The sequence below is a fragment of the Streptomyces sp. NPDC001156 genome, assembly GCF_053598275.1.
Map to the genome: position 1 here is coordinate 1 of NZ_JBSFJX010000015.1, position 18,560 is coordinate 18,560.

19 protein-coding genes and 1 pseudogene are annotated in these 18,560 nt (G+C 69.4%); 16 read left to right on the forward strand and 4 right to left on the reverse strand.

Annotation, left to right across the window (positions count from 1 at the left end):
* A pseudogene (locus ACWDA7_RS10650) lies at positions 1–671 on the reverse strand (amino acid transporter); the annotation flags it as partial.
* A 294-nt stretch (positions 672–965) separates the two neighbouring features.
* Here ACWDA7_RS10650 and ACWDA7_RS10655 point away from each other — a divergent pair.
* Positions 966–2,243: an ArgE/DapE family deacylase gene (locus ACWDA7_RS10655; RefSeq protein WP_450603754.1), complete on the forward strand. Its 1,278-nt coding sequence runs from the start codon at positions 966–968 to the stop codon at positions 2,241–2,243.
* A gap of 200 nt (positions 2,244–2,443) precedes the next feature.
* A complete protein-coding gene (locus ACWDA7_RS10660) occupies positions 2,444–2,848 on the forward strand; it encodes a hypothetical protein (protein ID WP_450603755.1) in 405 nt (134 codons plus the stop codon).
* A gap of 247 nt (positions 2,849–3,095) precedes the next feature.
* On the opposite strand, the gene ACWDA7_RS10665 is transcribed toward ACWDA7_RS10660, so the two are convergent.
* Positions 3,096–3,758: a hypothetical protein gene (locus tag ACWDA7_RS10665; protein ID WP_450603756.1), complete on the reverse strand. Its 663-nt coding sequence runs from the start codon at positions 3,756–3,758 to the stop codon at positions 3,096–3,098.
* A 139-nt stretch (positions 3,759–3,897) separates the two neighbouring features.
* Between ACWDA7_RS10665 and hemL the strand changes: the two genes are divergently transcribed.
* The 9 genes from hemL to ACWDA7_RS10710 all read left to right on the forward strand — a co-directional run bounded on the left by hemL (position 3,898) and on the right by ACWDA7_RS10710 (position 13,396).
* Complete coding sequence (gene hemL, locus ACWDA7_RS10670; RefSeq protein WP_450603757.1) at positions 3,898–5,217, forward strand: glutamate-1-semialdehyde 2,1-aminomutase; 1,320 nt, start codon at positions 3,898–3,900, stop codon at positions 5,215–5,217.
* Entirely contained in the window at positions 5,214–5,888 is a 675-nt protein-coding gene (locus ACWDA7_RS10675) for a histidine phosphatase family protein (RefSeq protein WP_432931120.1), read from the forward strand. Before hemL ends, ACWDA7_RS10675 begins: the two co-directional genes overlap by 4 nt.
* Before the next feature lie 191 nt (positions 5,889–6,079).
* Positions 6,080–7,366, forward strand: coding sequence for a hypothetical protein (locus tag ACWDA7_RS10680; protein WP_450603758.1), 1,287 nt, complete (start codon positions 6,080–6,082; stop codon positions 7,364–7,366).
* A 66-nt stretch (positions 7,367–7,432) separates the two neighbouring features.
* On the forward strand, positions 7,433–8,062 hold the full coding sequence (locus ACWDA7_RS10685) for a TlpA family protein disulfide reductase (protein WP_450603759.1): 630 nt from the start codon (positions 7,433–7,435) through the stop codon (positions 8,060–8,062).
* A gap of 1 nt (position 8,063) precedes the next feature.
* The gene (locus ACWDA7_RS10690) at positions 8,064–8,837 is read left to right on the forward strand and encodes a cytochrome c biogenesis CcdA family protein (protein ID WP_359395157.1); all 774 of its coding nucleotides are present in this window, start codon (positions 8,064–8,066) and stop codon (positions 8,835–8,837) included.
* A gap of 3 nt (positions 8,838–8,840) precedes the next feature.
* Positions 8,841–10,682: a cytochrome c biogenesis protein ResB gene (gene resB / locus ACWDA7_RS10695; protein WP_450603761.1), complete on the forward strand. Its 1,842-nt coding sequence runs from the start codon at positions 8,841–8,843 to the stop codon at positions 10,680–10,682.
* On the forward strand, positions 10,679–11,761 hold the full coding sequence (ccsB, locus tag ACWDA7_RS10700; protein WP_450603762.1) for a c-type cytochrome biogenesis protein CcsB: 1,083 nt from the start codon (positions 10,679–10,681) through the stop codon (positions 11,759–11,761). The genes resB and ccsB overlap by 4 nt, the downstream gene beginning before the upstream one ends.
* A gap of 134 nt (positions 11,762–11,895) precedes the next feature.
* Positions 11,896–12,306, forward strand: coding sequence for an SRPBCC domain-containing protein (locus ACWDA7_RS10705; protein WP_450603763.1), 411 nt, complete (start codon positions 11,896–11,898; stop codon positions 12,304–12,306).
* 124 nt (positions 12,307–12,430) lie between these two features.
* Complete coding sequence (locus tag ACWDA7_RS10710) at positions 12,431–13,396, forward strand: isopenicillin N synthase family dioxygenase (RefSeq protein WP_450603764.1); 966 nt, start codon at positions 12,431–12,433, stop codon at positions 13,394–13,396.
* 80 nt (positions 13,397–13,476) lie between these two features.
* Here the strand turns inward: ACWDA7_RS10710 and ACWDA7_RS10715 are convergent, their stop codons facing one another.
* Complete coding sequence (locus ACWDA7_RS10715; protein WP_450603766.1) at positions 13,477–13,869, reverse strand: PLD nuclease N-terminal domain-containing protein; 393 nt, start codon at positions 13,867–13,869, stop codon at positions 13,477–13,479.
* A gap of 88 nt (positions 13,870–13,957) precedes the next feature.
* Here ACWDA7_RS10715 and ACWDA7_RS10720 point away from each other — a divergent pair, with 88 nt between their 5' ends.
* Genes ACWDA7_RS10720 through ACWDA7_RS10730 form a run of 3 tightly spaced genes read left to right on the forward strand, consistent with a single transcriptional unit; the run spans position 13,958 to position 16,519 of the window.
* Complete coding sequence (locus tag ACWDA7_RS10720; protein ID WP_450603767.1) at positions 13,958–15,415, forward strand: menaquinone biosynthesis decarboxylase; 1,458 nt, start codon at positions 13,958–13,960, stop codon at positions 15,413–15,415.
* Positions 15,412–16,314 carry a menaquinone biosynthesis prenyltransferase MqnP gene (gene mqnP, locus ACWDA7_RS10725; RefSeq protein ID WP_450603768.1) on the forward strand — a complete coding sequence of 301 codons (903 nt, stop codon included), beginning with the start codon at positions 15,412–15,414 and terminating at the stop codon, positions 16,312–16,314. Before ACWDA7_RS10720 ends, mqnP begins: the two co-directional genes overlap by 4 nt.
* Positions 16,315–16,360: 46 nt before the next feature.
* The gene (locus ACWDA7_RS10730) at positions 16,361–16,519 is read left to right on the forward strand and encodes a hypothetical protein (protein WP_450603769.1); all 159 of its coding nucleotides are present in this window, start codon (positions 16,361–16,363) and stop codon (positions 16,517–16,519) included.
* Here the strand turns inward: ACWDA7_RS10730 and ACWDA7_RS10735 are convergent.
* On the reverse strand, positions 16,470–17,108 hold the full coding sequence (locus tag ACWDA7_RS10735; protein WP_450603770.1) for a rhomboid family intramembrane serine protease: 639 nt from the start codon (positions 17,106–17,108) through the stop codon (positions 16,470–16,472). The genes ACWDA7_RS10730 and ACWDA7_RS10735 overlap by 50 nt on opposite strands.
* A gap of 91 nt (positions 17,109–17,199) precedes the next feature.
* Here ACWDA7_RS10735 and ACWDA7_RS10740 point away from each other — a divergent pair, with 91 nt between their 5' ends.
* On the forward strand, positions 17,200–17,892 hold the full coding sequence (locus tag ACWDA7_RS10740; RefSeq protein ID WP_359395176.1) for a UbiX family flavin prenyltransferase: 693 nt from the start codon (positions 17,200–17,202) through the stop codon (positions 17,890–17,892).
* Between the two features lie 154 nt (positions 17,893–18,046).
* Positions 18,047–18,502: an Lrp/AsnC family transcriptional regulator gene (locus ACWDA7_RS10745; RefSeq protein WP_359395178.1), complete on the forward strand. Its 456-nt coding sequence runs from the start codon at positions 18,047–18,049 to the stop codon at positions 18,500–18,502.
* Positions 18,503–18,560: the final 58 nt, after the last annotated feature.

Genomic DNA, 18,560 nt, shown 5'->3' on the forward strand with positions numbered 1-18,560 from the left:
GCGCCCGTCCAGTCGGTGACCACATGGCCGGCGGTGGCCACATGCCACAGCCCGACGGCCACGACCACGGCGTTCAGCGCGAGGTAGACGCCGACCAGGGCGAAGGCGACGCCGATCGCCTCCAGGAACCCCTTGAGGAACACCGCGCCCAGCAGGGCGACGAGCAGCAGGGTGATGACCATCTGGTGGCCGTGGAGGGTGCCGGTCAGGTGCGGGTTCTCGATCAGGTGGGTGGAGGCGTCGGCGGCCGAGAGCGTGATGGTGATCAGGAAGTCGGTGGCGGCGAAGCCCAGCAGGGTCAGGACGAAGAGCTTGCCCTTCCAGAAGGTGAGGAGCCGTTCCAGCATGGCGATGGAGCCCTGGCCGTGCGGGCTCTCCTGCGCCACCCGTCGGTAGACCGGCAGTGCGCCGGCCAGGGTGACGATCACGAGGACGACGGTGGCGATGGGGGAGAGTAGTCCGGCGGCGAGGGCGGCGATGCCGGGCTGGTAGCCGAGCGTGGAGAAGTAGTCGACGCCGGTCAGGCACATCACCCGCCACCAGGGCTGGCCCTTGTGCGGTGGCTCGGGCTGGGCGTCGGGGCCCTGCGCGGAGCCCTTGCCCATGTCGGACAGCCCCTCCAGCATCCACGCCCGCAAGCGGCTCGGACGTGCGTGCTCCGTAGCGGCCATCGGCGTGCTCTCCTGGCATATGGCTCTGCGAGCGATTCCGGCCATCAAGGAGACCGGGTTCCAGCGTAGGCAGAGACCGAATCCGGTGGCCCGTGGACGGCGACCGGATGGTGTCGCGCCGCCCGGAGGAGACAGGTGGGCATCAGGTAGGTGGTGCCTGGTCGGCGAGGGTGCGCCGAGGGCCGGCCCGCTGAGACCGCGGGGAGTGGCCGGGCACGCCCAGGGCCTAGGGTGGCGCACCCAGGGCCGTCGGCTGCCGGAAGGCGTGGCGTGTCGTGACAGGAGCAACCGTCCATGACCGCACCCGAGTTCACTCCCGAGGAGGCCGCCGCGCTGGCGGACGTCGACGGGGCGTCCATCGCCCGGACGCTGCGGGAGCTGATCGCGATCCCGAGTGTGACCGGAACCCCGGCCGAGTCGGAGATCCAGCACGAGCTGGCCCGGCGGCTCGACCGGCTCGGGCTCGACGTCGACCTGTGGTCCATGAACCTGCCCGAACTCCTCGCCGACCCCGGCTTCCCCGGCGCCGAGGCACCCAGGGACGAGGCCTGGGGCCTGGTCGCCTCGACCCCGGACGGGGACGACGGACCGGCACTGATCCTCCAGGGGCACGTGGACGTCGTACCGCCGGGGGATCCGGCGAGCTGGGAGGGCGACCCGTTCGTGGCGAGGACCGCCGGGGACGTCGTGTACGGCCGCGGCGCCTGCGACATGAAGGCCGGACTCGTGGCGCACCTGGCCGCGCTGGAAGCGGTGCGCGCGAGCGGGGCCCGGCTGCGCGGCCGCGTCGCCGTGCACTTCGTCGTCGGCGAGGAGGACGGCGGGCTCGGCGCCTTCGGCACGCTGCGGCGCGGGCACACCGGCGACGCGTGCGTCATCACCGAGCCGACCGGCGGCACTCTGGTGACGGCCAACGCGGGAGCCCTGACCTTCCGGGTCTCCGTACCGGGCCGGGCGGCCCACGCGAGCTCCCGTGACGAGGGGGTGAGCGCCGTGGACGCGTACATACCGGTCCACCGGGCCCTGGCCGCCCTGGAGGAGGACCGCAACACCGACCCGGACCCCTTGATGAAGGAGTACCCCATCCCCTACGCGCTGTCGGTCGGCACCGTCCGCTCCGGCGACTGGGCGAGCAGCGTGCCCGATCTGCTGGTCGCCGAGGGCCGGCTGGGCGTGCGGCTCGGCGAGGACCCGGCCGCGGCCCGGGCCGAGCTGGAGGAGTGCGTGGCCCGGGCCTGCGCCGCCGACCCCTGGCTCAGCGCGCACCCGGCCGTCGTCACCTGGCCGGGCGGCCAGTTCGCGAGCGGCCGGCTGCCCGCAGGCCACCCGCTGCGGGACGCCGTCGCGACGGCGCACGCCGACGCGACGGGCGGTCCCGGGCCGCGGGAGCGCGGGGCGCCGTACGGCAGCGATCTGCGGCTGTACGCGGCGGAGGGCATCCCGACCCTGCAGTACGGGCCCGGTGACGTACGCCTCGCGCACAGCGCACGGGAGCGGGTTTCGCTCGCCGAAGTCACGAACGTGGCACGCGCACTCGCGTTGACGATCTTGCGCACGGTCGGAATCAAATGAAGAGAAGGTAAGAAGTCGGCTCTTACGATTACCCCCTGTACCTGCTGTTACTACAGATAGTGGCCAGCTTTTCGTCGTCTTCGTTGCTGCATTCCAGTGACAGCCGGGTCGCAGCCCGTTCGGCTCCATGGAAGCCTCGAAGGTGCGCGCAAGTGGGGGATCCGTCCAGTGGGGGATCTGTCACAGCACAGGAGACAAACGTGAAATCCACGCTTCGTACCCGCTCTGCCCGTGTCCTCGCCGTCGGTGCCGTCGCCGTCACCCTGGTGGCGGTCGGGGCCGTAGGTGCCTTCGCCGCCGCGCCTGCCTCGACGGCGCAGAACACGACCGTGACGGCCGCCTCGATCACCGTCCAGCCGTCGCACACCGAGCTGAAGCCGGGTCAGTCCGTGACGTTCGCGGGCCACACCGAGGGCCTGAGGGCCGGCGACATGCTGACGCTTCAGCGGTACGTCGGCAGTCAGTGGGTCACCGTGAAGAGCCTCAAGGTGCAGGGCGACACCTTCACCTTCTCCGCCGTCAAGCTCCCCAACCGCGGCATGGAGAAGTTCCGGGTGATCCACGCCAAGGCGATGTCGCCGACGGTGACGATCAACGTGCGGTGACGCCGCGAGCCTGACGCCACAAGGCTGAGGGGCGCCCCGGATCCCGGGGCGCCCCTTCCGTCTGTCCGGTGTGCGCGACAAACGTCCGGAATTCCGTCGCCGTGACCGCTGCGGAGCCGAGTGCGGCGCTCCATAGGGAATTCGGCGCGCATTTCCCTTTATGCGGTCACGATGTCATCCGGTCACGATGTCACGTGCGTCACAACGCCGTCGGAGTTGCTCTGTCGAGTGGTCCGGTGACGCCGGTTCAGGGCCACACCAGGCAATAGGGCTGATGCCCCGCCTCATGCAGTCGATGGCTGAAATCCTGCCATTCGTGGAGCAGCTGGTACACGTTGAAGGCGTCACGCGGCCCGCCCCGGTCCGGCACCGTGGACCAGATGAACGCCGCGGCGCCCACCGCCTCCTCGCCGATGCCGCGCAGGGGGTCGACGACCGTCATGGGGAGCTTGACCACCGCGTAGTCGGGGTGCAGGACGACCAGTTCCAGCGGCGGAACCTTGTGCAGCGGGACGCCCTCGATGCCCGTGAGGACCATCGCCGCCATCGTCTCCGGCTTGATCTTGGTGAACATGCCGCCCATGCCCAGCTCGTCGCCGCCGAGCTCTTCGGGACGCATCGAGATCGGGACCCGGGCCGCGGTGGCGCCGTCGGGCGCACCGAAGTACTTGTACGTCACCCCCACCCGGCCACCATTCCCGCTTCCTGCCCCGAGTCCGTCCAACCTACGGTTCGCGTGGTCCATGCCATCCATACGCGACAGCCGGTCGATCCGCTCAGGTCCACCCTGCGCACCCTGCGCCTGACGTCTCTCGCTCGTCTCCTCCGCGTCGCGTCGGTGCCTTCCCTGCCGGGCACGCCGAGGACCGAGGTCATCGGTCCCCTCGCCCAGTCCGCCACCGCGATGCATATCTCCACCCGACTGCTTTTCTAGGATGCGAAGGCCCCGCTGCGCAACCCGATCATCGTGTCAGTGACCTCCCCCACGTTCGTCCGCCGAAACGTGCGGTGAAACACCTGTCCGCAGGATCTTCGCAGCCTCTGACACCATGGCTTGTGTGAGCTATCCGTACGAAGCCCCAGTTTCGCAGACTCTTTTCGAGCGCGCGGCGGCCGTCACGCCCGGCGGCGTGAACTCTCCGGTACGCGCCTTCCGCGCCGTGGGCGGTACGCCCCGGTTCATGGTGTCCGGTGACGGTCCCTATTTGACCGATGCCGACGGACGCGAATATGTCGATCTTGTTTGTTCGTGGGGGCCCATGATCCTCGGGCATTCCCACCCCGAGGTGATCGCCGCCGTCCAGGAGGCCGTCTCGCGCGGCACCTCCTTCGGTACGCCCGGTGAGGGCGAGGTCGCGCTCGCCGAGGAGATCGTCGCCCGGGTCCGGCCCCTCGAGCAGGTGCGCCTCGTCTCCAGCGGGACGGAAGCCACCATGTCGGCGATCCGGCTCGCCCGCGGGTTCACCCGGCGGTCCAAGGTGATCAAGTTCGCCGGGTGCTATCACGGACACGTCGACTCCCTCCTTGCCGCCGCCGGCTCCGGGGTCGCGACGTTCGCGCTGCCCGACACCCCCGGAGTCACCGGTGCCCAGGCCGGCGACACCGTCGTCCTCCCCTACAACGATCTGGACGCCGTCCGCACCGCGTTCGCCGTCCACCCCGGCGAGATCGCCTGCGTGATCACCGAGGCCTCGCCCGGGAACATGGGGGTCGTTCCGCCGTTGCCGGGGTTCAACCAGGGGCTCAAGGATCTCTGCGAGGAGAACGGCGCTCTCTATATCTCCGACGAGGTCATGACCGGCTTCCGCACCAGCAAGGCCGGCTGGTACGGGATCGACGAGGTCGAGCCCGACCTCATGACGTTCGGCAAGGTGATGGGTGGCGGCTTCCCCGCCGCCGCGTTCGGCGGACGTGCGGACGTCATGGCGCATCTGGCCCCGGCCGGGCCCGTCTACCAGGCCGGCACCCTCTCCGGGAACCCGGTCGCCACCGCCGCCGGTCTGGCCCAACTGCGGCTGCTCGACGACGCCGCGTACGAGAGGGTCGACGCGGTCTCGGCCGAGATCCGTACGCTCGTCACGGACGCGCTGACCAAGGAAGGCGTGGCGCACCGGCTGCAGAACGCCTCCAACATGTTCTCCGTGTTCTTCACCGACCGGCCGGTGCACAATTACGAGGACGCCAAGAGCCAGGAGTCCTTCCGGTTCACGGCGTTCTTCCACTCCCTTCTCTCCCAGGGCGTCTACCTGCCGCCCTCTTCTTTCGAATCCTGGTTCGTCTCCACCGCCCACGACGAGCGGGCGATCCAGCAGATCGCCGACGCCCTTCCGGCGGCGGCCCGTGCAGCAGCGGAGGCCACGGCAGCATGAGTGACATCACCGTCGTCCACCTGATGCGGCACGGCGAGGTCGCCAACCCCGACGGGGTGCTGTACGGGCGGCTGCCCGGCTACCACCTGTCCGAACTGGGCCGGCAGATGGCCGAGCGGGTCGCCGAGCACCTCTCCTCCCGGGACATCACCCACGTCGTCGCCTCCCCGCTGGAGCGGGCGCAGGAGACGGCCACCCCGATCGCCAAGGCGCACGGTCTCGACCTCGCGGTCGACGAGCGGCTGATCGAGGCCGAGAACGTCTTCCAGGGCAAGACCTTCGGGGTCGGGGACGGCGCGCTGCGGCGCCCCGAGAACTGGAAGCACCTCGTCAACCCGTTCAAGCCGTCCTGGGGCGAGCCGTACGTGGAGCAGGTCGTCCGGATGATGGGGGCGCTGGACGCCGCCAAGGACGCGGCGCGCGGCCACGAGGCCGTGTGCGTCAGCCACCAGCTGCCGATCTGGATCGTGCGCAGCTTCGTGGAGAAGCGCCGGCTGTGGCACGACCCGCGCAAGCGGCAGTGCACGCTGGCGTCCCTGACCACCTTCACGTATCAGGGCGACAGGATCGTGTCGGTGGGGTACACCGAGCCGGCCCGGGACCTGGTGCCGGCCCATCTGCTCGCGGGTGCCAAGCCGATCAAGGGCAAGGACAAGGCGTTCGGGGCCTGAGGACCGGCGCCCCGGTGACGGCGTACGCCTTAAGCCAAGGCGTACGCTTCATCACAAGACGTACGCAGTCCTGCCATATGATCGTTTCTTCGTAAAATCCGCTCCACGTAGTCGAGTTCGGCGGAACCTTCGTCTTCATTGCGCCCTCTCATTGTGTGACCACTGAGAGGGCGCAATGAGATGGGGACGGAATGCGGGAGATCAGCCGACGGGGACTGATGGGGCTCGGGGCGGGTGCGGCCGCCGCGATGGGGCTGGCGGGATGCGGTACCCAGCAGCACGACGACGCGAAGCCCGGCCGTGGTTCCGGCAAGAGCACTCCCCGTGCCTCCAGCAGCCCCACGGCCACCGCACGCCCCCTCGGTGACGGCTCGACCTCGGCCACCGGCAAGCAGCCCAACCAGCCGGACAAGCCGGTGCCCCTGGAGCCCGGCCAGACGCCGCCGCAGTTCGTCGTCTTCTCCTGGGACGGCGCCGGAGAGGTCGGCAACGGGCTCTTCCCGCGCTTTCTCGACCTCGCCAAGGAGCACGGCGCGCACATGACCTTCTTCCTCTCCGGGCTCTATCTACTGCCCGAGTCGAAGAAGCGCACCTACCTCCCGCCGAACAACGCGCCGGGTGCCTCCGACATCGGCTATCTGACGGACGCGCACATCCGCTCCACCCTGCAGAACGTGCGCCGCGCCTGGCTCGAGGGCCATGAGATAGGCACCCATTTCAACGGGCACTTCTGCTCCGGTTTCGGCACCGTCGCGCACTGGACGCCCAAGCAGTGGCGCAGCGAGATCGACCAGGCCAAGTCCTTCGTCAAGGAATGGCGGACCAATACCGGGTTCACCGATCTGCCGTCGCTGCCCTTCGACTACGACAAGGAACTGATCGGCGGCCGGACCCCCTGCCTCCTCGGCCAGGACAACCTGCTGCCCACGGCCCGCGAACTCGGCTGGCGCTACGACGCCTCCTCGCCCGGCGGCCGGCAGCGCTGGCCGGAGAAGCGCCAGGGCCTGTGGGACTTCCCGCTCCAGCTGGTCCCGTTCCCCGGGCGCAGCTTCGAGGTCCTGTCGATGGACTACAACATGCTCGCCAACCAGTCGATCCGGACGACGCAGGCTCCCTCGTCCAACTACCCGGGCTGGCGTACCCAGGCGGCGAACGCCTACATATCCGGATTCCGGCGGGCATATGAGACCAATCGTGCACCGTTCTTCATAGGTAACCACTTCGAGCACTGGAACGGCGGCATCTACATGGACGCTGTCGAAGAGGCGTTCAAGCACATAGCCCGTGAGAAGGAGAAGGGCGCCGACGTACGACTCGTCTCCTTCCGGCAGTTCACGGACTGGCTCGATGTGCAGCGGCCCGAGGTCGTGCGCAAGCTGCAGTCGCTGGACGTGGGGCAGAAGCCGGCCGGGGGCTGGACGACGTTTCTCGCGGCAGCTGGCAAGAAGGCTTCGGGCGCCCCGTCGAAAGCCGCCTGAAACGCGGTTTTCCACCCACAAGGGGGGTGCGCAAGATCCCCGGAACGGACATGCGAAACTTTTCACATGAGTGCCGCCTGCCGCACCCCCCAACGCCTGAACCGGACCCGCAGCCGCCGACGCGCCGCCCTGGCCACCGCCGGGGCCGCCATGGCGGCGCTGGTGCTGTCCGCCTGCTCCTCCGGGGGCACCTCAGGGGGCTCCGGCAACACCAACTTCATCACCGGCAAGGACGGCATCGCGACCGTCAAGAAGGGCGAGCGGGCCGCCGCTCCCGACCTGTCCGGGCCGACGATCGACGGCAAGCAGCTGGACGTCGCCGCCTACAAGGGCAAGGTCGTCGTCATCAACGTCTGGGGCTCCTGGTGCCCACCGTGCCGCGCCGAGGCGTCGAACTTCGTCAAGGTCGCCCAGGACACGGCCGGCAAGGGCGTCCAGTTCGTCGGCATCAACACCCGTGACACCAGCACCCAGCCGGCCCGCGCCTTCGAGAAGCAGTACGGGGTGCCGTACCCGAGTCTGTACGACCCGACCGGAAAGCTGATGCTCCGCTTCAAGCAGGGCACGCTCAACCCGCAGGCGATCCCCTCCACGCTGGTCATCGACCGGGAGGGGAAGATCGCCGCGCGCACGCTGCAGGCGCTCAGCGAGGACAAGCTGCGCGCGATGCTCGCCCCGGTACTCGCGGAGAAGTGACGTGACCGGAGTGTCCACTCTCGCCGCGGCCACCGATCCCAACCAGACGGTACTCAACGGGGCCCTGCTGCTCGCCGTGCCGGTGGCGGTGCTCGGGGGTCTCGTCTCCTTCTTCTCCCCGTGCGTTCTGCCGCTCGTCCCCGGTTACCTCTCGTATGTGACGGGGGTCACCGGCAGCGATCTGGCGGAGGCGCGGCGCGGGCGGATGGTCACCGGCGCCTCCCTGTTCGTGATCGGGTTCACCGTCGTCTTCGTCTCCGGCGGGGCGCTGTTCGGGTATTTCGGGCAGACGCTGCAGGAGTACAGGGACACCGTGTCCAAGGTGCTCGGCGTCCTCATGATCCTGCTGGGCGTCTTCTTCATGGGGCTGATGCCCTGGCTGACCCAGCGGGAGTTCCGTTTCCACAAGCGGCCGATGGCCGGGCTGATCGGCGCGCCGCTGCTGGGCGCGCTGTTCGGGATCGGCTGGACCCCGTGCATCGGCCCGACCCTCGCCTCCGTGCTGGCGCTCTCCTCCAACCAGGCGAGCGCGGGCCGCGGGGCCCTGCTGACCGTCGCCTACTGCCTCGGTCTCGGGGTGCCCTTCGTGCTCGCCGCGGTCGCCTTCCGCAAGGCGCTCGGTGCCTTCGGCTGGGTCAAGCGCCACTATGTCTGGGTGATGCGCATCGGCGGCACGATGATGATCGTGACCGGTGTGCTGCTGCTGACCGGCGCCTGGGACAGCCTCGTGCAGGACATGCAGACCTGGTCCAACGGCTTCACGGTGGGGATCTGACCCATGAGCGACACACGGAGCACCGACGTGCACAGCGACGGAACCCCTGGAACATCGGCGCGGACCAGCGAGCCCGGTACCCCCGCGAACGCCACCGAGTCCGACCTCGGCGAGGCCGCCTCGCAGCTGTCCACCGCCCCCGTCGAGACGGCCGTGCCCGGCTCCTTCGGCGGTTCCCGGGCGCCCGGCGCCAAGGGCTGGATCACCTGGATCCTGCGGGAGACCGTCGGCTGGGCCCGCTGGTTCTGGCGGCAGTTGACCTCCATGCGGGTCGCGCTGCTCCTGCTGTTCCTGCTCTCGCTCGGGGCGATCCCCGGGTCGCTCATCCCGCAGTCCGGCACCGACGCGCTGAAGGTGCAGGACTTCATGACCGCCCACAGGACGCTGGGCCCGGTCTACGAGAAGCTCGGGCTGTTCCATGTGTACAGCTCGGTGTGGTTCTCGGCGATCTACATCCTGCTGTTCGTCTCCCTCATCGGCTGCATCGTGCCGCGCAGCTGGCAGTTCGTCGGCCAGCTCAGGGGCCGCCCGCCGGCCGCGCCCAAGCGGCTGACCCGGCTGCCCGCGTACGCGACCTGGCGCACCGACGCCGACCCCGAGCAGGTCCGCGAGGTCGCGCTGAAGGTGCTCAAGCGGCGCCGTTTCCGTGCCCATGTCGCCGGTGACGCCGTCGCCGCCGAGAAGGGCTATCTGCGCGAGGCCGGGAACCTGGCCTTCCACGTCGCCCTCGTGGTGATGCTGGTCGCCTTCGCCTGGGGCCAGCTCTACAAGTCCGAGGGCAACAAGCTGGTCGTGGAGGGCGACGGGTTCTCCAACACCCTCACGCAGTACGACGACTTCAAGTCGGGCAACCTCTTCACCGACGACGACCTCGTGCCGTTCAGCTTCAAGCTGGACAAGTTCGCCGCCACGTACGAGCGCACGGGCCCGAACAAGGGCACCCCGCGCACCTACCAGGCCGGTCTCACCTACAGCGTGGGCGCCTACGGCAAGGACAAGAGGACCACCATCAAGGTCAACGAGCCGCTGAACATCGGCGACGCGAAGGTCTACCTCGTCAGCCACGGGTACGCCCCCACGGTCACCGTCCGCGACGGCAAGGGCGACGTCGTCTACCACGACGCCGTGCCGCTGCTGCCCCTCGACCCCAACGTGACCTCGCAGGGCGCGATCAAGGTGCTGGACGGCTACCGGAACGCCCAGGGCCAGCAGGAGCAACTCGGCTTCCTCGCGGTCTTCGTGCCGACCTTCGCCGGAGCCGGCAAGGGCACGATGTTCTCGCAGTTCCCGGCGCTCGACTACCCGGTGCTCGCGCTGAACGCGTACCACGGGGACCTGGGCGTCAACGCGGGCCTCCCACAGAACGTGTACCAGCTGGACACCAAGAACCTGAAGCAGTTCAAGGACGCGAGCGGCGCCATCCTCAAGTCCCGTCTGCTGCCCGGTGAGACCATGACGCTGCCCGGCGGCAACGGCTCGATCACCTTCGACAAGGACATCAAGGCCTGGGCCGGCTTCCAGATCGTCCAGCAGCCCGGCACCGGCTGGGCGCTCGGCGCCGCGATGACCGCGATCTTCGGACTGGCCGCCTCGCTGTTCATCCACCGCCGCCGCGTCTGGGTGCGCGCGACGACCGGAGCCGACGGCGTGACCGTCGTCGAGATGGCGGGTCTCGGCCGCAGCGAGTCCACGAGGCTGCCCGAGGAACTCGGCGACCTGGCCGCGCTCGTCCACGACCAGGCACCCACGACAATCGACGACGAACCGTCCCCGGACGCCGACCCCGATCAGGAGCCGGGCGCCGCAACCTCCGTACCCGTCGCTGAAGGGGCTCAGAAGAAGTGACCCTCGCCACCGCCACCAACGAACACCTCGCGAACATCAGCAACACGCTGATCTACTCCGCGATGGCCGTCTACACCCTGGCGTTCTTCACCTACATCGCCGAATGGATCTTCGGTAGCCGCAGCAGGGTCGCCCGTACGGCGAACGCGCTCACCGCCGACGGCGCGAAGAAGGCGGAGGGGCCCGCCGTCACGGTCCGGAAGGCCGGGGGCACCGCGGTGCTCGAGCGGCCGAAGGTCGTCACCCGCGCCGCGGCCGGCGCCCGTGACGTCCCGGACGGCCCCGGCGCCCACGGCGGCGACGAGCAGGGCGACCTCTACGGCCGGATCGCCGTCTCGCTCACGGCGCTGGCCTTCCTCGTCGAACTCGTCGGCGTCATCGCCCGCGCGGCGTCCGTACAGCGGGCGCCCTGGGGCAACATGTACGAGTTCAACATCACCTTCTCCACGGTCGCCGTCGGTGTGTACCTCGCGCTGCTCGCCCTGAAGAAGAACGTGCGCTGGCTGGGTCTCTTCCTCACCACCACGGTCCTGCTCGACCTCGGTCTCGCCGTCACCGTCCTGTACACGGCCAGCGACCAGCTCGTCCCGGCCCTCCACTCGTACTGGCTGTACATCCACGTCTCCACCGCCATCATCTGCGGTGCGGTCTTCTATGTCGGCGCGGTCGGCACGCTCCTCTATCTCTTCAAGGACTCGTACGAGAACAAGCTGCAGAACGGCGGCAAGCCCGGCACGTTCGCCACGTCCGTCCTGGAGCGGCTTCCCGCCTCCGCCTCCCTCGACAAGTTCGCCTACCGCGTGAACGCCGCGGTCTTCCCCCTGTGGACGTTCACGATCATCGCGGGCTCCATCTGGGCGGAGTCCGCATGGGGCCGCTACTGGGGCTGGGACCCCAAGGAGACCTGGGCCTTCATCACCTGGGTCGCGTACGCCTGCTATCTGCACGCCCGTTCCACGGCCGGCTGGAAGGGCCGCAAGGCGGCCTACATCGCGCTCATCGCCTTCGGCTGCTGGTTGTTCAACTACTACGGCGTCAACATCTTCGTGACCGGCAAGCACTCCTACGCGGGCGTCTAGTCCTCCTGCCGCACAGGCCGGTTCCGTGGCGTGAGCCACCGGAACCGGCCTGTGTCGTTCGCACGCGGCCCCGGCGGGACGGCCCGGCACCTGCAACACGTGCGGAACATCCGCTCGCGGGCGAGGCTGGTGTCATGACCGATCCCATCGAAGAGGGCACCGCCGAGCACCGTGGGGACGTGCACGTACGGCACTACCTGCTGCACCTGCCCCGGCCCGTGGAGGAGGTCTGGCCCGCCCTGGCAACCGCCGCGGGTCTTGGCTGCTGGCTGGCCGCCGCCGAGCCGTTCGAACCACGGCTCGGCGGCGAGGTGGGACTGAGCCTGCCCGGTGGAACGGTCCGGGGCCGCGTCACCGCGTGGGACGTGGAACGGGTCGCCGAGTACACCGTGGAGCGCCGCGGCCGTATCCGCTTCCATCTGGAACCGGGCCGTCCCGAGGGGACCACGGTGCGCTTCACGCACGAGTCCGAGGAGGACACGGACCCGGGCTGGCGGGAACGCTTCGAGCGCCTGCTCGCGTATGTGGGAGGCCGCGGCGGCTGAGCCGTCGCACGCTCCTCGGCCCGGTGTTTCGGCCGACGGAGAGCGGAGGCATGGATCAGGCACAGGCGCACGAGACGCTCGCCACCGCGGTCGCGGAGGCCCTGTGGAATGAGGACTTCGGAACGTGACTGAGCCCCGCATCCCCACCATCGATCTGCGACCCTGGCTGGACGGCGCCCCGGACGCCCGCGCCCGTACCGCGCGCACCGTCGACGACGCCCTGCGCAGCGCCGGTTTCCTGCTGGTCACCGGGCACGGCGTGACCGCGTCCCTGCGCGCCCGGATCCGTGCCGCGGCGCGGACGTTCTTCGTGCTACCCGCCGAGATCAAGGAGAAGTACGCGGCCCGGGTCGGCGGTCGCGGCTGGCTCGGCCCCGGCACCGAGGCCAACGGCTACTCCGAGGGCACCGAGACCCCGCCCGACCTCAAGGAGTCGCTGACCTTCGCCACGCACGAGCCGTTCGAGGACCCGGAGATCAACGCGCAGTGGTACGCGCCCAACGTCTGGCCGCGGGAGGTGCCGGAGTTGCGGGTGCTGTGCGAGGAGTACCTGGCGCGGATGAGCGAGCTGGAGAACCGGTTGCTGTCGCTGCTCGGCGAGGCCCTGGGGCTCGAACAGGACTTCTTCACGCGCCATATGGCACATCCGACGTACGGGTTCAACATCAACTGGTACCCGGGTACGGAGCTCGTCGGCGAGCCCGAGCCGGGCCAGTTCCGCATCGGCCCGCACACCGACTTCGGAACCGTCACGATCCTCGACCGGCAGGCCGGCAAGGGAGGACTCCAGGTCCACACGGACGACGGCGGCTGGCAGGACGCGCCCTACGACCCGGCGGTCTTCACCATCAACATCGGTGACCTGATGGCCCGTTGGACGGGCGACCGCTGGCGTTCGGGCCGCCATCGGGTTCTGCCGCCGCCGGCCGACGCGCCCGCCGAGGAGCTGATGTCCCTTGTCTACTTCGGCGAGTGCACCCCGGGCACCGTCGTCGAGTCGGTACCGGCGCCGGTGGGGCGGGTGGCGTACGAGCCGGTCGACTCGCATGTGTATCTGCGGGAGAAGCTCGACTCGATCACGGTCCGCTGAGCCCTGCGCCGGCCCCGTGCCGGACCGCGGACGGAACCAGGGCCGGACGCCACCCTGGTTCCAGGGTCAGGGCCTCGCCCTCAGTCCTGGGGCTCCTCGCCGCGTTCCCGGCGCCGCAGTTCGTCCTCGCGCCGGCGCAGGTCGGCCTCCCAGTCCTTCAGGAGCGCCTCGTCCTTCTTGTTCTCTTCCTTCAATGTCTTCAGGAAGGCGGGGTTGTCGTCGGGCGCGATCCACTCCATGCGGTGGTTGCGGTGCCACTCGGAGGGCGTGGCTCCGTTCGCCGGGGCCTGGCGCACCTTGCCCGCCACGAACCAGGCGATCGGGCCGACCAGCACTTCCCCGAAGAGCAGGATGATGATGACCCAGACCACCTTGGGCAGCCCCCGGATCTGCGTCTCGGGGGTGTTGAGGCAGTCGATGAAGGCGTATATCCACAGCGCCAGGACCAGCAGGTAGGGCAGATACCTGAACATGGTGGTGCGATCCCCCAGGAGTCGGCGACGGGGCATGAGAGGGCCCCGGTGACGGGGCAAGGTTAGCCGGTACCGGATACTGGGACGCATGGCCTACGACGATCTTCGGTCCCTGCTCCGGGCGCTGGACCGCGAGGGGGACCTCAAGCGCATCAAAGCCGAGGTCGACCCCTATCTGGAGGTCGGGGAGATCGTCGACCGGGTCCAGAAGTCCGGCGGGCCCGCGCTGCTCTTCGAGAACGTGCGCGGCTCGAGCATGCCCCTCGCCATGAACGTGTTCGGTACCGACCGGCGTCTGCTCAAGGCCCTCGGCCTGAAGTCGTACGGCGAGATCTCCGACCGGATCGGCGGACTGCTGAAGCCGGAACTGCCGCACGGATTCGTCGGGGTGCGCGAGGCGTTCGGGAAACTCGGGGCGATGGCCCACGTACCGCCCAAGAAGGTCAAGTCCGACAATGCCCTCGTGCAGGAAGTCGTCCTGCGCGGCGACGAGGTGGACCTCGACACCCTGCCGGCCCTCTTCACCTGGCCCCAGGACGGCGGCTCCTTCTTCAACCTCGGGCTCACCCACACCAAGGACCCGGAGACCGGGATCCGCAATCTCGGTCTGTACCGCCTCCAGCGCCACGACAAGCGCACCATCGGCATGCACTGGCAGATCCACAAGGACAGCCGCAACCACTACCAGGTGGCGGCGAGGCGCGGCGAGAAGCTCCCCGTCGCGATCGCCTTCGGATGTCCGCCGGCCGTGACGTACGCCTCCACCGCGCCGCTGCCCGGCGACATCGACGAGTACCTCTTCGCCGGGTTCATCGCGGGCAAGCGGATCGAGATGGTCGACTGCAAGACGGTCCCGCTCCAGGTGCCCGCCAACGCCGAGGTCGTGCTGGAGGGCTGGCTGGAGCCCGGGGAGATGCTGCCCGAGGGGCCGTTCGGCGACCACACCGGCTTCTACACGCCGCAGGAGCCCTTCCCCGCCCTGACGATCGACTGCGTGACGATGCGCCGCCGCCCTCTGCTCCAGTCGATCGTGGTGGGCCGCCCCCCGACGGAGGACGGTCCCCTCGGCCGGGCGACCGAGCGGTTCTTCCTGCCGTTGCTGAAGATCATCGTGCCGGACATCGTGGACTACCACCTCCCCGAGGCGGGCGGTTTCCACAACTGTGCGATCGTCTCGATCGACAAGAAGTACCCCAAGCACGCCCAGAAGGTGATGCACGCCGTCTGGGGTGCGCACATGATGTCCCTCACCAAGCTGATCGTGGTCGTCGACGCCGACTGCGACGTCCACGATCTGCACGAGGTCGCCTGGCGTGCCCTCGGCAACACGGACTACGCCCGTGACCTCACGGTCGTCGAAGGCCCGGTCGACCACCTCGACCACGCCTCCTACCAGCAGTTCTGGGGTGGGAAGGCAGGCATCGACGCCACGAAGAAGTGGCCCGAGGAGGGGTACACGAGGGACGGGGGCTGGCCCGACATGGTCCTGTCCGACCCGGAGACGGCGGCGAAGGTGACCCGCCGCTGGAAGGAGTACGGCCTGTGAGCAGCGCCTCCGCCGCGATCCCGCAGCCGGGACGCACCAAGGCATTCCTTCGCCTGGTGATGATCGAGCACTCCGTCTTCGCGCTCCCCTTCGCGTACATCGCCGCGCTGACCGCGATGTACCAGTGGGACCGGAACATCCACTGGGGCCGGCTGTTCCTGGTCACCGTCGCCATGGTGGGCCTGCGCACCTTCGCCATGGCGGCGAACCGGATCATCGACCGGGAGATCGACGCCCGCAATCCGCGCACGGCCCACCGTGAACTGGTCACCGGCGCGATGTCGGTGCGGCACGCCTGGACGGGCGCACTGATCGCGCTGGTCTTCTTCCTGGGCTCCGCGGCGCTGCTCAACCCGCTGTGCCTGGCGCTCGCCCCCATCGCGGTGATCCCGATGGTGGTGTATCCGTACGGCAAGAGGTTCACCAACTTCCCGCAGGCCATCCTCGGACTCGCCCAGGCGATGGGCCCGGTCGGCGCCTGGCTGGCGATCACCGGCAGGTGGGACTGGGACGCGGTCATCCTCGGGCTCGCGGTCGGGATCTGGATCGGCGGCTTCGACCTGATCTACGCCTGCCAGGACGTGCAGACGGACCGCGAGATCGGGGTCATGTCGGTGCCCGCCCGCTTCGGCGTGCCGGCGGCGATCTGGGGCGCCCGGGTGTGCCACACGGTCGTGACGGTCCTGTTCGTCTGGTACGCGGCCGTCACCAGCGCCGGATTCTTCTTCTGGCTCGGTCTGGTGATCGTGGCGGGGGCCTTCGTCTACGAGCACTCGATCGTGCGGCCCCACGACCTGAGCCGATTGAACCGGGCGTTCTTCAGCGTCAACGGATTCATCGGTATCGCCCTGTTCGTGTGTGCGCTCCTTGACCTTCTGGTTCGGGGCCTGAGCGTGTGAGTACGGCGCGGCCTACCAACGGGTGCAGGGCCCCAGGGAGTCGACCGTGACCGTCTCGGGCATCGACCGCATGCTCGCGCGGCTCAGCAAGCCGGCGGACATCTTCCCCGGCTGTCTGACGGAGATGGTCGAGGGCGGCATCGGAAGGCCGACGCTCACCACCGGCCGCCTTCCGGTGGACCCGAAAGCGCGCGACCGGTCCTGACACCGGCCCCAACCCCCCGCCGGAACAGGAACGCCGCCGCCACCCCCGCCACCAGACCGATCAGATGGCCCTGCCAGCTGACGTTCGTCTGGGCGGGCGAGAGGCCCATCAGGATCGAGCCGCCCCACACCGCGCCGACCAGCAGGCCGACCAGGATGCCGAGCGGGCGGCGCTCGACGAGGCCGCCGGCCACGAGGAAGCCGAACAGTCCGAAGATGAGGCCGGAGGCGCCCGCGGTGTTGGTATGCGCCGGGGCGATGAGCCATACGCCCAGGCCGTCCGCCACGATGATCAGCAGACAGACCGCGGCGAACCGGCGCAGTCCGCCGAGGGCCGCCAGGAAGCCGAGGACCAGCAGCGGCACGCTGTTGGCCGCGACATGGGCGAAGCCGAAGTGGATGAAGGCGGCGGGAACGACGTCGACCAGCTCGGAGGCGGTGCGCGGCATGATGCCGAGCCCGTCCAGGGCGTGGCCGCTCACCACGTCCACCACTTCGAGCAGCCACAGCAGAGCCACCCACCCCACCATCAGCTTGGCCGCCGCCTTGGCGCGGTCGCTCTGCGACCACTCGGGCTTCGCACCCTGCATGGCACCCCCCACCCCTCGCTGATCCCCTCCGGTGAACGGCGGGGCCCCCTTGGCCGGTTCCCGCCCCGCGGCGCCGGATAGGCTCGGTGTCGTGAACCCAGTCAAGCCAGGAGAGACGTCGCGTACGCCTTGGATCGTAGGGGTGTCCGGCGCCTCCGGCACCCCGTATGCCGCTGCCGTGCTGCGCGCACTGCTCGCCGCGGGCGAGAGTGTCGATCTGGTCGTCTCCCGCGCCTCGCGGCTCACTCTGCTGGACGAGACGGGGATCGCCTTCCGCGACGCGCACTGGCGGGACGACCTGAGGGAATGGCTGGGGCGGGGCGCCGACGGCAAGCCCGGGACGTTCACGGTCGACGTCGACGGGGACCGCGTACGGCACTGGAGCGCCGGCGACCTGGCCGCCGGGCCGGCCTCCGGGTCGTACCCCGCCAAGGGGATGCTGATCGTGCCCGCGTCGACGGCGTGTGTGGCCGGTGTCGCCCTCGGGCTCTCGAAAGACCTGTTGCAGCGGGCCGCGAGCGTGACGCTCAAGGAGCGGCGGCCGCTGGTCGTCGCCGTGCGGGAGACCCCGCTCGGTGGGCAGACCCTCAGGCATCTGGTGGCCCTGGACGAGGCGGGCGCGGTCGTGCTGCCCGCGTCGCCGGCGTTCTACGCCGGGGCGACGCACATCCAGGACCTCGTCGACTTCGTCGCCGGGCGGGTGCTGGACGCGGCAGAGGTGCCGCACCGGCTGTACCGGCGCTGGAAGGGAGAGCTCGGGGGAGGCTCGCGGCCCGACGAGTAGAGGCTGACGGATTCTGCGCAGCGTCCTCCGATGACGCTCCGGGACAGTGGTCCATCACTGATCGTATGAATGATTCTCAGGGCTCCGGCTCTGCACGCCTTGATTTCTATACGTAAACCTTCAGTAACGCCGAACAATGAAAGGCTTAGGACCTATGGATGCCGTTGACAGGCAGCTCATTCAGGCCCTGCGCGAGAACGGCAGGGCCTCTTATGCCGAGCTCGGCCGGCTCGTGGGCCTCTCCGGGCCCAGCGTCACCGACCGCATCAACCGCCTGGAGGCGGCCGGCGTCATCACCGGCTACCGCGCCACCGTGGACGCCGCCTCCCTCGGTCTCGGCGTCACCGCCCTGATCGGCATCTCGCTGTCCGACGCCGCCGACCACGAGGACGTGGCGCGCCGTCTGAGGGACCTTCACGAGATCGAGGACTGCTGGTTCATCGCCGGCGACGACTCCTTCATGCTCAAGGTGCGCGCGAGCGACGTGGACGGCCTGGAGAAGACCATCCGCCGGCTGTCCGGCACCAAGGGTGTCTCCCGTACGCGCACCACGATCGTGCTGTCCACGAAGTGGGAGAACCGGGTGGGCGAGCTTCCCGAACAGAGCTAGGCGCACGGCGCCGTATGGGGGCGCCGTCCGTCCGGAGGGCGGGGGGTACGGTTGGCAG